We start from the raw sequence: 15421 nt of genomic DNA, 5'->3' as shown, positions 1-15421 counted from the left end.
TTCCCGGCAAAAGGGACCGGACTGCCCCGGCGTCAGCCCAGCGCCCCCAACAGCCGCGGCAGCGCCGTCCCGATCGGCTCCCGCACCACCTCCGCGGCCACGCCGTCGTACGGCGTCGGCTCGGCATTGACGATCACCAGCCGCGCACCGTGCTCCGCCGCCACCCCCACCAGCGACGCCGCCGGCTGCACCTGGAGCGTGGTCCCCACCGCGAAGAACACCTCCGCCGCCTTCGCCACCCCCACCGCCTCGCCCAACACCCGCGGATCCAACCGCTCCCCGAACATCACCGTCGCCGACTTCAAGATCCCCCCGCACACCAGGCACGCCGGATCCACCTCGCCCGCCGCCACCCGCTCCAGCGCCTCCGCCATCGACGACCGGACATGACACCGCGTGCACGCCACCTCCCGCGCCGTGCCGTGCAGTTCCAACACCTTGCGGGCCGGCATCCCGGCGAGCTGATGCAGACCGTCCACGTTCTGCGTGATCACCCGCACCGGCACCCCCGACCGCTCCAAACGGGCCACCGCCTCGTGCGCCGCATTCGGCCGCGCCCGCAACGCCGGACTCTCCCGCCGCATCCGCCACGCCCGCCGCCGGATCTCCGGATCCGCCATGTACGTCTCGTAGGTGACCACCTTCTCGGCCTCCGGATCGCGCCGCCACAACCCCTGCGGACCGCGGTAGTCGGGAATCCCGGAATCGGTGGAGATCCCGGCACCGCTCAGGATCGCCACCAAAGGACGGCGCACGGACCCGCCGTCCACACTGCTCGGGGCGTCGGCACTGGTCATGGAACGAGCCTACGGAACGCGGAAGAACCGGGCGAGCGCGCATCCCGGGTGAGAATCCGGGCCACACGGGGAGGCTACGACTGATCGGAACGCCACCACCGCCCACGCACCCGGTGGAACACCCCACGACCCCGAGGAGCCGCCCGTGTTCACCACCCGCCCCACCCTCCAAGGCACCTTCGGCATGGCCGCCACCACCCACTGGCTGGCCTCCCAATCCGCGATGGCCGTCCTGGAGGACGGCGGCAACGCCTTCGACGCCGCCGTCGCCGCCGGATTCGCCCTGCACGTCGTCGAACCGCACCTCAACGGACCGGCCGGCGAGGTCCCCCTCATCCTGGCCCCCGCCGACGGACCGGTGCAGGTGCTCTGCGGCCAGGGCCCGGCCCCCGCCGGCGCGACCGTCGCCCACTACACCTCCCTCGGCCTCGACCTGGTGCCCGGCACCGGACCGCTCGCCGCCGCCGTCCCCGGCGCCTTCGACGCCTGGATGCTGCTGCTGCGCGACCACGGCACCAAGTCCCTGGCCGACGTGCTCCGTTACGCCATCGGCTACGCCGAACACGGCCACCCCGCCGTCGAAGGCATAGGGCAGACGATCGCCACCGTCCGCGACCTCTTCACCACCGAGTGGACCACCTCCGCCGAGCTCTACCTCCGCGGCGGCCAACCCGTCCGCCCCGGCGAACTCCTCACCAACCGCCCCCTGGCCGCCACTTGGCGCCGCCTCCTCACCGAGGTCGAGGCCGCCGCCACCGACCGCCAAACGCAGATCGAGGCCGCCCGCCGCATCTGGCGCGAGGGCTTCATCGGCGAGGCGCTCGCCGCCTTCGCCGCCCGCCCCGCCATGGACACCTCCGGCGAACGCCACGCCGGCACCCTCACCGGCGACGACCTCACCGCCTACGCCGCCACCTACGAGCAACCAGTAACCCACGACTGGCACGGCTGGACCGTCGCCAAGGCCGCCGCCTGGACCCAGGGCCCCGCCTTCCTCCAACAACTCGCCCTGCTCCCCGAGGAGTTGCCCGCCCACGCCGGCCCCGACTACGTCCACCTGCTCATCGAGGGCTGCAAACTGGCCATGGCCGACCGCGAAGCCTGGTACGGCGACGCCACCGACGACGTCCCGCTCACCACCCTCCTCAGCGCCGACTACAACACCGCCCGCCGCGCCCTCATCGGCCACCGCGCCTCCCCCGCACTACGGCCCGGCAGCCCCGACGGCCGCACCCCGCGCCTGAGCAAACACGCCCTCGCGGTGGCCACCGGCGCCCGCGGCCTCGACCCGTTGGCCACCCCCGCGACCGGCGCCGGCGAACCGACCGTGGCCCGCGACGGCGCCACCCGCGGCGACACCTGCCACATCGACATCGTCGACCGCTGGGGCAACCTCGTCTCCGCCACCCCCTCCGGCGGCTGGCTCCAGTCCAACCCGGTCATCCCCGAACTCGGCTTCCCCCTCGGCACCCGCCTCCAGATGACCTGGCTCGAAACCGGCCTGCCCAACTCCCTCACCCCCGGCCGCCGCCCCCGCACCACCCTCACCCCCTCCCTCGCCCTGCGCGACGGCGTCCCCGTCATGGCGTTCGGCACCCCCGGCGGCGACCAACAGGACCAATGGCAGCTCAACTTCTTCCTGTCCGTGGCGCTGCGCCCACAGGTCCGCGGCGGACTCGACCTCCAAGGCGCCATCGACGCCCCCAACTGGCACACCGACTCCTTCCCCAGCTCCTTCTACCCGCGCGCCATGCGCCCCGGCAGCGTCACCGTCGAATCCCGGATCGGCCAGCCCGTCATCGACGGACTGCGCAGCCGAGGCCATGACGTCACGATCGGCGGCGCCTGGACGGAGGGACGGCTGTGCGCCGTCGCCCGCGACCCCCACACCGGAGTGCTGTCGGCCGCCGCCAACCCCCGCGGCATGCAGGGATACGCGGTCGGCCGCTGACCCACAACGGCCGGGCCCGCTCCGCAGGACGCGGCCGGACCCACGTCGTACCGCTCCGTCATCCGCCCCCCACCCGTGGTGACACCCGCAGGTCGGGGGCGGACGAACGACCCCACTCCGGCCGCCGCCGCACCCTCCGGTAGCCCGCACAGCACCCGGAGTTCACCGGGAGGCCGTCCGGAGTGTCAGTGGAGCGTGGTTCGATGGATGCATGATCGAAGCACTGAAGACCCACACCGCGGGAGACACCACGGAGCTCACCGACGTCGTCACCCTCAGCACCACCCCGGACCTCTCCGGGCTGGACCTCGCCGCCGTCGAGGCCACCATCCGGCAGGCCGCCGCCGACGAGATCATGCCCCGCTTCCGGCAGCTCGCCGCCGAGGACATCGTCGAGAAGAACGGCCCGCACGACCTCGTCACCATCGCCGACCGGCGCGCCGAAGAGCACCTCACCGCCGCCCTCACCGCGCTCCTGCCCGGCTCCCTCGTCGTCGGCGAAGAGGCCGTGCACGCCGACCCCACCGTCCTCGACGCCCTCCACGGCGACGCCCTGGTCTGGATCGTCGACCCGGTCGACGGCACCCGCCAATTCGTCCACGGCGACCCCGGCTTCGCGACCCTCGTCGCCCTCGCCCACCGCGGCGAGGTCCTCGCCTCCTGGACGTACGCGCCCGCCCTCGACCAGATGGCCACCGCCCGCCGCGGCGCCGGCGCCCGCCTCAACGGCACGCCCCTCACCACTGGCCACCCCGCGCCCGACGCCCCCCTCGAAGTCGCCACCTCCCACCCCGACTTCACCAACGACGACCAAAAGCGCGCCCTGGCCACCCTCAACACCCCCGGCGTCGCCCCCCGCCCCTGCGGCTCGGCCGGCCTCGAATACCTCCACATAGCCCAGGGCCGGCTCGACGCCACCGCCTTCAGCTGGGAGAACTCCTGGGACCACGCCGCCGGACTCCTCCTCGTCCACGAAGCCGGCGGCGCCAGCGGCACGGTCGCCGGCGAACCCTTCCGCATCGAGGGCGGCAACGCACTCCCCTTCACCGCGGCACGGGACGCCGCAACGGCGCGGCGTATCCTCGGACTGCTGGCAGCCGCCAACTGACCCTCACCGACGAGGGTCGGACACGAGGGGAGTGGCGCAGGTGCCGACGATGCTCGACGCCGTGGTGATCGGATCGGGACCCAACGGCCTGACAGCGGCGGTCGAACTCGCCCGCCGCGGCATGTCCGTGGAGGTCTTCGAGGCCCGCGACGGAATCGGCGGCGGCGCCCGCACCGAAGAACTCACCCTCCCCGGCTTCCGCCACGACCCCTGCTCCGCGGTCCACCCGCTCGCCGCCGGCTCACCCGCCTTCCGCGCCATGCCCCTGGAACGGCACGGCCTCAAATGGCTCCACCCCGACCTCCCGATGGCGCACCCCTTCCCCGACGGCACCGCCGCCGTCCTCGCGCACTCCGTCGGCGAGACCGCGATGTCCTTCGGGCCGCACGACGCCGGCACCTACCGCCGGCTCATCGCCCCCTTCATCGGCAAGTGGGACGCCATGGCCCACGACTTCCTCCGCACCCAATGGCTCGGCCTGCCCCAAGACCCGGTGACCTACGCCCGCTTCGGCCTGGTCGCCATGCAGCCCGTCACCCTCCTCAACCGCCGCTTCCAGGACGAGAAGGCCCGCGGCCTGCTGGCCGGCCTCGCCGCGCACGCCATCGCCCCGCTCCGCGGCCTCGGCACCAGCGGCCTGGCCCTGATGTTCGCCCTCGCCGCCCACGCCAACGGCTGGCCGGTGCCCCGCGGCGGCTCCCAGGCCATCTCCGACGCCCTGGCCGGCCTGCTCCGCACCCACGGCGGCGCCCTGCACACCGACTTCGAGGTCAAGCGCCTGGACGACCTCCCGCCCGCCCGCGCCTACGTCTTCGACACCTCCCCGACCGCGCTCGCCCGCATCGCCGGCCTGGGCAACGCCTACCGCAACGTCGTCTACGGCCCCAGCGTCTTCAAGATCGACTACGCGCTCTCCGGCCCCGTCCCCTGGACCGCCGCCGACGCCCACCGCGCCGGCACCGTCCACATCGGCCCCACCAGCGGCGAAATCTCCGCCGCCCTGGACGCCGCCGTCCAAGGCCGCGACCCCTCCGTCCCCTTCCTCATCACCGCCCAACCCAGCCTCATCGACCCCACCCGCGCCCCCGAGGGCAAACACACCTTCTGGGCCTACGGCCACGTCCCCAACGGCTGGGAGGGCGACGCCACCGACGCCGTCGAGCGACAGATCGAACGATTCGCCCCCGGCTTCCGCGACCTGATCCTGGCCCGCGCCGTCGCCGGCCCCCCACAACTCGCCGCCCGCAACGCCAACTACGTCGGCGGCGACACCGCCACCGGCTCCGCCGCCGGCCTCCGCCTCCTCATCCGCCCCAAACTCACCCGCGTCCCCTACGAGACCGCCCACCCCGCCGTCTTCCTCTGCTCCCAGGCCACCCCACCCGGCCCCGGCGTCCACGGCATGTCCGGCCACTACGCCGCCAAGGCCGTCTGGCGCCGCCTGTGCACCACCGGCCACTGACCTCCCCACCGGCCAGCCCCTACCCTCACCCCATGAGCACCACCCTCACCCTCATCCAGGGCGACATCACCGAACAGACCGTCGACGCCGTCGTCAACGCCGCCAACTCCTCCCTCCTCGGCGGCGGAGGCGTGGACGGAGCCATCCACCGCCGCGGCGGCCCCGACATCCTCGACGCGTGCCGCGCCCTGCGCGCCGGCCACTACGGCCGCGGCCTGCCCACCGGCCAGGCCGTCGCCACCACCGCCGGCCGACTCCCCGCCCGCTGGGTGATCCACACCGTCGGCCCGGTCCACTCCAGCACCGAGGACCGCAGCGCCCTCCTGGCCTCCTGCTACACCGAGTCGCTGCGCGCCGCCGCCCAACTCGGCGCCCGCACCGTCGCGTTCCCCGCCATCTCCACCGGCGTCTACCGCTGGCCGCTCGCCGACGCCGCCCGCACCGCCGTCGCCACCGTCCGCGCCGCCCTCGCCACCACCCCCGACGCCTTCGACGAGATCCGCTTCGTGGTCTTCGACGACCGCGCCCGCACCGCCTACGAGGCCGCCCTCGCCGAGGACTGAACACCCTGACGCCACCGGCTGACTTCCCGGAAGCACCTCCGCGGCCGCTCAGCCCCGCAGACGGGGGAGTGGGAACGGGAGTCGGGCAACGGGGACGCCGGGTGTTCGGCCCGGACTGACGGCCCACGGGCCGCACAGACAGCGACGCGGCAGGCGACGAACCAGCTCATGGACCAGCTCATGGACCAGACAACAGGGCAGGCAACGGCACAGCCGCCAACCGAGGTGACGAGGGGAACTGGCGTCCGCCCTGATGAGCCAAGGTCGATGTCGGATTTCCGCCAGCGCCGCCCCCGCGACTGAGCAATCCTGAAGACATGCACACCGACACCGAGCGCTGTATCCGCGCCGTGCAGTCCAAGGACGCCCGCTTCGACGGCTGGTTCTACACCGCCGTCCGCACCACCGGCATCTACTGCCGGCCCAGTTGCCCGGTCGTGCCCCCCAAGCCCGAGAACATGACGTTCTACCCCAGCGCGGCGGCCGCCCAGCAAGCCGGCTACCGCGCCTGCAAACGCTGCCGCCCCGACGCCAGCCCCGGCTCCCCGCAATGGGACGAGCGAGCCGACCTCGTCGCCCGCGCCATGCGACTGATCGCCGACGGCGTCGTCGACCGCGCGGGCGTCCCGGGCCTGGCCGCCCAACTCGGCTACAGCCCCCGGCAGATCGAACGCCAACTCCTCGCCGAACTCGGCGCCGGCCCCCTCGCCCTGGCCCGCGCCCAACGCGCCCAAACCGCCCGGCTCCTGATCGAGACCACCGCACTGCCCATGGCCGAGATCACCTTCGCCGCCGGATTCGCCAGCATCCGCACCTTCAACGACACCGTCCGCGAGGTCTTCGGCCTCTCCCCGACCGAACTCCGCACCCGCACCGGCCCCGGGCCCCACACCACCGCCCCCGGCACCCTCGCCCTACGCCTCCCCTTCCGCCAACCCCTCAACCCCGACAACCTCTTCGGACACCTCGCGGCCACCGCCGTCCCCGGCGTCGAGGAATGGCGGAACGGCGCCTACCGCCGCACCCTCGACCTCCCCTACGGCCACGGCATCGTCGCCCTCACCCCCCGCCCCGACCACATCGACTGCCGCCTCTCCCTCACCGACCTCCGCGACCTCGCCGGCGCCATCGCCCGCTGCCGCCGGATGCTCGACCTCGACGCCGACCCCGAGGCCGTCGACGGACTCCTGCGCACCGACCCCCAACTCGCGCCACTGGTCGACAAGGCCCCCGGCCGCCGCGTGCCGCGCACCGCCGACGCCGACGAGTTCGCGGTCCGCGCCGTCCTCGGGCAACAGGTCTCCACCGCCGCCGCCCGCACCCACGCCGGCCGCCTGGTCCTCGCCCACGGCGAACCCATCGACGACCCCGGCGGCGGCCTCACCCACCTCTTCCCCCGCGCCACCGCCCTCGCCCAACTCGACCCCGAGACCCTCGCGATGCCCCGCACCCGGCGCACCACGCTCACCGGCCTCATCGCCGTCCTCGCCGACGGAACCCTCCAACTCGGCGTCGGCAGCGACCGGGACGAGGCCCGCGCCCGACTCGCCGCACTCCCCGGCATCGGTCCCTGGACCGTCGAATCCATCGCCATGCGCGCCCTGGGCGACCCCGATGCCTTCACCCCCACCGACCTCGGCCTCCGCCGCGCCGCCGCCGACCTCGGCATGCCCGCGACGCCCGCCGCCCTGATCCGCCACTCCGCCCGCTGGCGCCCCTGGCGCGCCTACGCCGTCCAGTACCTCTGGGCCACCGGCGACCACCCCATCAACTACCTCCCGACGAATTGAGCCCCACCATGCCCACCCCCACCTCCAACACCACAACACCCACCGGTCCCACATCCCCTACCAGCGCTACGAAACCCACTGGTCCCATCACCCACATCGTCCTCGACGACACCCCCGTCGGCCCGCTCACCCTCGTCGCCGACGGCACCGCCCTCAGCGGCCTCTACATGACCGACCAGCGCCACCGCCCGCCCCAAGAGACCTTCGGCACCCCGGCCGACCCCACCGAACCGCCCTTCGCCGAGACCATTGCCCAACTCCACGCCTACTTCCGGGGCGAGTTGACCACCTTCGACCTGCCGCTCGCCCTGCACGGCACCCCGTTCCAACGCCGCGTCTGGGCCGCCCTGTGCACCATCCCGTACGGCCGGACCGTCTCCTACGGCCAACTCGCCGAACGGCTCGGCAACCCGACCGCGTCCCGCGCCGTCGGCCTCGCCAACGGCCGCAACCCGATCAGCATCGTCGTCCCCTGCCACCGCGTCGTCGGCGCCAACGGCAGCCTCACCGGCTACGGCGGCGGCCTCGACCGCAAGCGCCGCCTCCTCGCCTTCGAAAGCACCACCGACGGCCTTTTCCCCACGGAGGCTTTCGCCTGACCCACCACTGGACCGCCCACATCGACGGACCGGCTCACCAATCCGGACCGGTTCACCAGTCCAGACCGGGCCGCCGGTCTGGACTGGTCTGTCGGTCTGGACTGGTCTGTCGGTCTGGACTGGTCTGTCGGTCTGGACTGGTTTGCCGTGGGCGGGTCTGCCGAGCTGGGCCGGTCCGCCGACCTGGACTGGTCCGCCGATGCGGGCCGGCCTGTTGGTCTGGACCGGTCTGCCGGTCTGGGTTGGTCCGTCGACGTGGGCCGGTCCGCATGTGTGGCACGGACCAGCTGATCTGGGCGGGAGCGCGGCCCGAGACGAGACCCTGGGGCCTCACACCCCCTCGCCCCCGCCCCCCGCCCTCCTCCCACCCCCCTCTCCCGCCCCGCCCCCGCCCCCACCCCCTCCCACCCCACCCCGCGCAGCCGTCCCCCGCATCGGCTCTATCGGGTACGCCGATCGGATCGGCCATGCCCCTGTATCAGCAACGCCGGCCGTGCCGTCACATGCCCGGTCATGCCGTGGCATGCCGGCTGTGTGGCCACGCCCACCGGCTGTGCGGCCACGCGCCCGCAGTGCCGTCACACGCCCCCAGGGCTGCGCCGCACCTGCCGTGCCGTCATGCACCCGCCATCCCGTCATGCCCGCGCTACGACCACCTCCCGCACTTCGGCCACCAGGCGCTCGGCTAGAGCGAGCGAGTGGCGCAACTGGTCGCTGGTGCGGCCGAGTTCGCCGAGGAGCGTGATGGCGTGCGGGGCGAAGTCCGGTGGTGTGTGGGGGAGGGTGGCCACCGTGGACAGCGCGCCCTTCTCGTTGAGGCACCACACGCCGTGGTGGGCGTGTAGGGCCTGGACGAGCGCACCCACCGCACGGGAGAGGCACAGGGAAGTGTGCAGGACGTCCGAGGTCGCGGACGACTTGGCCGCCATCGCGACCGAGAAACCCGCGTCCCAGACGGCGGCGCTCGTCAGCGCCTTGCGCAGCGGCTCCGGGTAGGTCCCGGCCTCCTCCTTGAGGCGGCTCAACTCCCCGGAGTCGTCGGCCAGGACGCGGCCCAGGGCCACTTCGCCGGGATAGGTGGGAGACCAGAAGCCCAGTGGGTGCCCTGCCTGTATGCCGGTCTCGAAGCGGCCGGCGCGGCAGTCTTCCCACACGCGTCGCACCCGGTCGAGGTCCCGGAAGATCCAGTCGACATGGCTGCCGTCGGGCAGGACCAGCCACGCCCCGCCGTTGACCCAGGGCCCCCAGGCGCCCGGCGGATGTATCTCGACGGGGTCGCCGGTCACTTCCGCGGCCAGTGCCGCCAGCGCGGAGAGGTCCAGTGTGCCTCGGTAGTAGATCCCCAAGTCCCAGTCGGAATCGGGGCGGTTGGTTCCTCGTGCGCGGCTGCCCCCGAGCATCACCCCGACGACACCCGGCACCCGCGCGATGCGTGCCGTGATCTCTTTCATGGGAATGAGGCTACGGCGCGGGTGGGGGGAGGGAATCAACCTACGGTTCTCATGCTGGGGTACTACGCGACGGGAGCTGTGCACGGCCGAACCCCAACGGTCGCCCCGATCACCCCAACTGACCAGAACGGTCCGACCACTTCAACAACTCCAACAACCCCCACGACCCCGATCGCCCCGTCAGCCCCAGCCTGGCCTGCCGGCCCGGTCAGCCTCGCCCATCTACCGACTGCCCGAGCCAGCCCGGTCCCGTCGACCCCACCGTCCCCTCAAACCAGCACGCGTGCCCGCCCCAGCCCGCGCGGCTCACTCCCGTCCGTGCCGCCCGTCCGGCGCGAGTCCGTCCTCCAGTTCCGCCGGGCCGCGGCCGTGTTCCAAGGCGTCCAGGGCGGCGCGGATGCGCAGCCGCAGGTCCTTGGCGAGCAGCGGCTCGGCCTCGGTCCAGTGGACCAGGCGCCAGGACAGCAGTTCCTCCTCCTGCACCCGGATCGTCGCGAACTGCTCCGGGGTCAGCACCCCGCCGTCGAAGAGGTACGACACCAGCGGCGGCCGCGCCGCGCTGCGCACCCAGTCGACGGCGAGTAGCGGGCCCAACTCGACGTCCAGGCCGATCTCTTCGACGGTTTCCCGGTGGGCGGCCTCGCGCGGGGTCTCGCCGGTGTCCGACTCGATGGTGCCGCCCGGCAGGACCCAGGTGTCGCGGTAGTTGGGCTCGACCAGCAGGAGGCGTCCTTCCGCGTCACGGAAGATGACCCCCGCGCCCGCGAGGACGCGTGGCAGGCCGGCGAGGTAAGAGGCGTAGTCGTCGTCCATGGTCGTCACGGCGCGAGCCTAGGGGCTGGCCGGAGGGAGGAGAAGCGCGGGCCTGAGATGTGCGGGGAGGCAGGGGCGGTGGATGGAGACGGGGGAGGGGAGGGAAGCAGGTGAGGGCGGGTGGCTGGGGCGCGGTGATCTTCTTCCGGTCTGTTCGTGGGGGCGTCGGGCGGATAGGGTCGCAGCGGCGCGACTGCCAGTTCGAAAGCAAGGGGAAACACGGTGGCGGACGCAGCAAGGACAAACACAGCACAGGTGCTGATCGCCGCGGACAAGTTCAAGGGCTCGCTCACGGCCGTGCAGGTCGCCGAGCACGTCACGGCCGGTCTGCGGCGCGTGCTCCCCGGCCTGGACGTGGCGGCGGTCCCGGTCGCGGACGGCGGCGACGGGACGACCGCGGCGGCGCTGGCGGCCGGTTTCACCCGGCACGAGGCGCGGGTCACCGGCCCGACGGGCGAGCCGGTGACGGCCATCTTCGCGTTGCGCGAGGACGGCACGGCGGTGGTGGAGATGGCCGAGGCGTCCGGCCTCCAGCACCTCCCGCGCGGCGTCTTCGCGCCGCTCACCGCCACCACGTACGGCACCGGCGAGCTGCTGCTGGCGGCGCTGGACGCGGGGGCGACCTCGATCGTGTTCGGCGTCGGGGGCAGCGCCACCACGGACGGCGGCGCGGGCATGTTGGCGGCCCTGGGCGCGCGGTTCCTGGCCGCCGACGGGACGCCGGTCGGTCCGGGCGGCGGGGGCCTGCGGGAGCTGGCCACGGCCGATCTCTCAGGGCTCGACCCGCGGCTGGCGGCCACGGACATCGTGCTCGCCAGCGACGTCGACAATCCGCTGACCGGCCCCAAGGGCGCGCCGGCGGTCTACGGGCCGCAGAAGGGCGCGACCGAGGAGGACGTCGCCATCCTGGACGCGGCCCTGGCGCACTACGCCGAGGTGCTGGAGCGAGCCGTCGGCCCGAAGGCCGCGGAGCACGCGCTGGCACCGGGGGCCGGTGCCGCGGGCGGGATCGGATACGGCGCGCTGGTCGGGCTGGACGCCGTGTTCCGGCCGGGGATCGACGTGATGCTGGAGGTGCTGGGCTTCGCCCCGGCGCTGGCCCGGGCGACGTTCGTGATCACGGGTGAGGGGTCGCTCGACGCGCAGACCCTGCACGGCAAGGCGCCGGCCGGGGTCGCCGCGGCGGCGCGGGCGGCGGGCATCGACGTGGCCGCGGTCTGCGGACGGTTGCAGTTGTCCCAGGAGGCGCTGGCCGCGGCCGGCATCCGGCGGGCGTACGCGCTGACGGACCTGGAGCCCGACCCGGCCCGCTGCATGGCCGAGGCGGGGCCGCTGCTGGAACGCGCGGCCGAGCAGTTGGCGCGGGACTTCCTGGCCTGAGCCGGGGCGGCCCACGGCACCCGCGGCACGAGAAGAGGCCCCGAGCGGATGGTTCCGCTCGGGGCCTCTTCCCGTGCTCGGTGGGGCGCCGCCGCCCCGACCCGTCAGGGCTGGTGCGCGGCGTGCGATTCGGCGCGCGACTCGCGGCGGTTGTCGCGGAAGGTGTTGACCCTCCGGGCCGTCGCGAAGACCGGGATCATCGCGCCCAGGACGATCTGCAGGGCGCAGCCGGTCTGGAGCAGCAGCTGGCCGTTGGGGGCGTCCAGGGCCCAGGCGGCGAGCATGCCCATGCTGAGCACGATCCAGCTCAGCATCGCCACCGCGAGCCGGCCCCGCGGCTTGGGGTACTCGACCCGGCTCACCATCAGCCAGGCCACCCCGATGATCGCCAGCAGCGTCGGCAGGAACGGCAGCTCCAGCAGGACGATGGCGACGACGGTCAGGGCGCCGAACGGGCTCGGCATCCCCTGGAAGATGCCGTCGCGGATCGTGACGCAGGAGAAGCGCGCGAGCCGGAGCACCACCGCCAGGAGGACCACCACCGCCGCGACCACCGACACCTTCTGGTGCGCGTCCTGGGCGACCATGCCCCAGGTCACGACGAAGTACGCGGGTGCCAGCCCGAAGCTGATCAGGTCGGAGAGGTTGTCGAGCTCGGCCCCCATCGCCGAGGCCCGCAGCTTGCGCGCCACCAGCCCGTCGAAGAGGTCGAAGACCGATGCCAGCAGCATCAGGATCACAGCCATCGCCGCGCTGTGCCGCGCCATCCCGCCGTCCTCGGTCCCCGTGAGGTGCGGGATGAGCACGCCGGTGGTGGTGAAGTACACGGCCATGAAGCCGCAGATGGCGTTGCCGAGCGTCAGGGTGTCCGCTATTGACAACCGCGTCGACAACGGCATGTCGTCGACCTCGTCGTCGTTCTCCGGCGCCCAGCTCGCCTGTGTCTCGGGATCAATCACGGTCAAGGCGAGTCACCCCCGCGGTAGTGGCCTGGCCGACCTCGACCGCCGGTTCGACGCCTTCCGGGAGGTAGACGTCCACCCGCGAGCCGAAGCGGATCAGCCCGACGCGCTCGCCCTGCTCGACCTTGGCGCCCTGGGGCACGTACGGCACGATGCGGCGGGCGACCGCGCCGGCGATCTGCACCATCTCGACGTCGCCCAGCTCGGTGTCGAAGTGCCAGACGACCCGCTCGTTGTTCTCGCTCTCCTTGTTGAACGCCGGGACGAAGCCGCCGGGGATGTGCTCCACGGACGTCACCGTGCCGGCCAGCGGCGCGCGGTTGACGTGGACGTTCAACGGGCTCATGAAGATCGCGACGCGGGTGCGCCCGTCCTTCCACGGCATGATGCTCTGCACCACGCCGTCGGCCGGAGAGATGACGCGTCCCGACGCGATCTCTCGCTCGGGGTCGCGGAAGAACCACAGCATGCCCGCCGCGAGTGCGGTGGTGGGCACGGCGACGGCGGCCCAGCGTCCCGACCGGCGGGAGCGGGCCAGGCTGACCGCTGCCGTTGCCACGGTCGGGAGGAGCCACGGCGACGCTCCGCGCGCGAGGCGGACGCGACCGCGAGGTGCAGAGGATTGGCTGTGGGGCATGAATGACCTTCGTAGCGGAGGATGCCGCATATGGATACGGGGGACGGCGGCTTTCCTGGGATGCTATCGGTTGCGAGCGGCAACTGGCCAAGAGCCAGAGCCAATCCATGGCCGAAGAACGATGACACGGTGTGATCTTTATCTACCGGAAAATGACCCAAAGGGGACGTTCACCCCTGGATTCGGTACTCCTCAAGTAGCCGGCGGCCGATGATCATTTTCTGGATCTCGGCCGTGCCCTCGCCGATCAGGAGCATCGGGGCCTCCCGGTAGAGGCGCTCGATCTCGTACTCCTTGGAGAAGCCGTAGCCGCCGTGGATGCGGAAGGCGTCCTCGACCACCTCCTTGCAGTACTCGGAGGCCAGGTACTTCGCCATGCCCGCTTCAAGGTCGTTTCGTTGCCCGGAGTCCTTTTTGCGTGCGGCATTAACCATCATGGCATGGGCGGCCTCTACCTTTGTCGCCATTTCCGCCAGCTTGAACTGAATGGCCTGGTGCTGGGCGATCGGCTTGCCGAACGTCCGTCGCTGCTGGGCGTAGGACACGCCGAGTTCGAAGGCGCGCTGGGCGACGCCGCAGCCGCGCGCGGCCACGTTGACCCGGCCCACCTCGACGCCGTCCATCATGTGATAGAAGCCACGCCCGCTCTCGCCGCCGAGGATCCGGTCCGCCGGAACGCGCAGACCATCCATGATCAACTCGGTGGTGTCGACGCCCTTGTAGCCCATCTTCTCGATCTTGCCGGGGATGGTCAGGCCCGGGCGCACCTCGCCGAAGCCGGCCTCCTTCTCCACCAGGAAGGTCGTCATCGACTTGTGCGGAGCGGTGCCCTCCGGGTGCCCCTCGTCGGTCCGGCACAACACCGCCACCAGCGTCGACGAACCGCCGTTGGTGAGCCACATCTTCTGGCCGTTGAGGACGTAATCGTCGCCGTCCCGTACACCCTTGGAGGAAATGGCCGAGACGTCGGAACCCAGCGCCGGCTCCGACATCGAGAAGGCGCCCCGGATCTCGCCGGCCGCCATCTTCGGCAGGAAATGGTCCTTCTGTTCCTGTGTGCCGTGCTGCTTGAGCATGTACGCCACGATGAAGTGGGTGTTGATGATGCCCGACACGCTCATCCAGCCGCGGGCGATCTCCTCGACCGTCAACGCATAGGTGAGCAACGACTCGCCGAGGCCGCCGTATTCCTCCGGAATCATCAGCCCGAACACGCCGAGTTCCTTCAGGCCCTCGACGATCTGCGTGGGGTATTCGTCGCGGTGCTCCAACTCGGTGGCGACCGGGATGATCTCCTTGTCCACGAAATCCCGGACGGTGGAGAGGATTTCCCGCTGGATGTCGGTCAGGCCCTCGGTCTGTGCGAGACGCGCCATGGGTCACTTCTCCTTACGGGTCGCGGGGGCCTTGAGCTCGGGGCGGCCGGGCTGTTCGCCGCCGCGCTCCTTGATGTAGGTCGCCGTGGGGACCATCACCTTGCGCCGGAAGACGCAGACCAGGGTGCCGTCCTGCTTGTAGCCCTTGGTCTCGACGTGCACGATGCCGCGGTCGGACTTGGACTTCGACGGCGTCTTGTCGAGCACCGTCGTCTCGCCGTAGAGCGTGTCACCGTGGAACGTCGGCGCCACGTGCTTCAGCGACTCGATCTCCAGATTGGCGATCGCCTTTCCGGAGACGTCCGGTACCGACATGCCCAGCAGGAGGGAGTAGATGTAATTGCCGACGACGACGTTCTTTCCGAAGTCGGTGGTCTGTTCGGCGTAGTTGCTGTCCATGTGCAGCGGATGGTGGTTCATGGTCAGCAGGCAGAACAGGTGGTCGTCGTATTCGGTCACCGTCTTGCCCGGCCAGTGCTTGTAGACGTCGCCGATGGTGAACTCTTCGTAAGTGCGGCCGAACTGCATCGCG

At 72.0% G+C, this 15421-nt stretch carries 14 protein-coding genes; 7 read left to right on the top strand and 7 right to left on the bottom strand.

Translation table 11 applies throughout. The features are described 5' to 3' along the window. Positions 1–32: 32 nt before the first annotated feature. Entirely contained in the window at positions 33–797 is a 765-nt protein-coding gene (locus PV796_RS09225; protein ID WP_274912452.1) for an SIR2 family NAD-dependent protein deacylase, read from the bottom strand. Positions 798–942: 145 nt separating this feature from the next. Between PV796_RS09225 and PV796_RS09220 the strand changes: the two genes are divergently transcribed. The 6 genes from PV796_RS09220 to PV796_RS09195 all read left to right on the top strand — a co-directional run bounded on the left by PV796_RS09220 (position 943) and on the right by PV796_RS09195 (position 8270). Continuing rightward, positions 943–2748 (top strand): gamma-glutamyltransferase family protein, encoded by a 1806-nt coding sequence (locus PV796_RS09220; RefSeq protein WP_274912451.1) that lies wholly within the window; start codon positions 943–945, stop codon positions 2746–2748. Between the two features lie 211 nt (positions 2749–2959). After that, the gene (locus PV796_RS09215) at positions 2960–3856 is read left to right on the top strand and encodes an inositol monophosphatase family protein (RefSeq protein ID WP_274912450.1); all 897 of its coding nucleotides are present in this window, start codon (positions 2960–2962) and stop codon (positions 3854–3856) included. A 40-nt stretch (positions 3857–3896) separates the two neighbouring features. Then, a complete protein-coding gene (locus tag PV796_RS09210) occupies positions 3897–5318 on the top strand; it encodes a phytoene desaturase family protein (RefSeq protein WP_274912449.1) in 1422 nt (473 codons plus the stop codon). Positions 5319–5350: 32 nt separating this feature from the next. Then, positions 5351–5881, top strand: coding sequence for an O-acetyl-ADP-ribose deacetylase (locus PV796_RS09205; protein WP_274912448.1), 531 nt, complete (start codon positions 5351–5353; stop codon positions 5879–5881). Between the two features lie 317 nt (positions 5882–6198). Beyond that, positions 6199–7671, top strand: coding sequence for an AlkA N-terminal domain-containing protein (locus PV796_RS09200; protein ID WP_274912447.1), 1473 nt, complete (start codon positions 6199–6201; stop codon positions 7669–7671). Between the two features lie 8 nt (positions 7672–7679). Further along, positions 7680–8270, top strand: coding sequence for a methylated-DNA--[protein]-cysteine S-methyltransferase (locus tag PV796_RS09195; protein ID WP_274912446.1), 591 nt, complete (start codon positions 7680–7682; stop codon positions 8268–8270). A 635-nt stretch (positions 8271–8905) separates the two neighbouring features. Here the strand turns inward: PV796_RS09195 and PV796_RS09190 are convergent. Further along, on the bottom strand, positions 8906–9721 hold the full coding sequence (locus PV796_RS09190; protein WP_274912445.1) for a nucleotidyltransferase domain-containing protein: 816 nt from the start codon (positions 9719–9721) through the stop codon (positions 8906–8908). A gap of 306 nt (positions 9722–10027) precedes the next feature. After that, positions 10028–10534, bottom strand: a complete 507-nt coding sequence (locus tag PV796_RS09185; protein ID WP_274918950.1) for an NUDIX domain-containing protein — start codon at positions 10532–10534, stop codon at positions 10028–10030. A gap of 255 nt (positions 10535–10789) precedes the next feature. On the opposite strand from PV796_RS09185, the gene PV796_RS09180 reads away from it, so the two are divergent. Further along, positions 10790–11914 (top strand): glycerate kinase, encoded by a 1125-nt coding sequence (locus PV796_RS09180; RefSeq protein WP_274918948.1) that lies wholly within the window; start codon positions 10790–10792, stop codon positions 11912–11914. 104 nt (positions 11915–12018) lie between these two features. Here the strand turns inward: PV796_RS09180 and pssA are convergent, their stop codons facing one another. The 4 genes from pssA to PV796_RS09160 form a co-directional block, all read right to left on the bottom strand. Further along, complete coding sequence (pssA, locus tag PV796_RS09175) at positions 12019–12879, bottom strand: CDP-diacylglycerol--serine O-phosphatidyltransferase (protein WP_274912444.1); 861 nt, start codon at positions 12877–12879, stop codon at positions 12019–12021. Continuing rightward, on the bottom strand, positions 12866–13513 hold the full coding sequence (locus PV796_RS09170; RefSeq protein ID WP_274912443.1) for a phosphatidylserine decarboxylase: 648 nt from the start codon (positions 13511–13513) through the stop codon (positions 12866–12868). The genes pssA and PV796_RS09170 overlap by 14 nt, the downstream gene beginning before the upstream one ends. Before the next feature lie 170 nt (positions 13514–13683). Further along, positions 13684–14889: an acyl-CoA dehydrogenase family protein gene (locus PV796_RS09165; protein ID WP_274912442.1), complete on the bottom strand. Its 1206-nt coding sequence runs from the start codon at positions 14887–14889 to the stop codon at positions 13684–13686. A 3-nt stretch (positions 14890–14892) separates the two neighbouring features. Next, positions 14893–15417: a MaoC family dehydratase gene (locus PV796_RS09160; protein ID WP_274918946.1), complete on the bottom strand. Its 525-nt coding sequence runs from the start codon at positions 15415–15417 to the stop codon at positions 14893–14895. Positions 15418–15421 lie beyond the last annotated feature (4 nt).

This window comes from Streptomyces sp. WZ-12 (assembly GCF_028898845.1).
GTDB lineage: Bacteria > Actinomycetota > Actinomycetes > Streptomycetales > Streptomycetaceae > Streptomyces.
The sequence above is the reverse complement of the archived record's forward strand: the minus strand, read 5'-3'. Positions and strand labels throughout refer to the sequence as shown.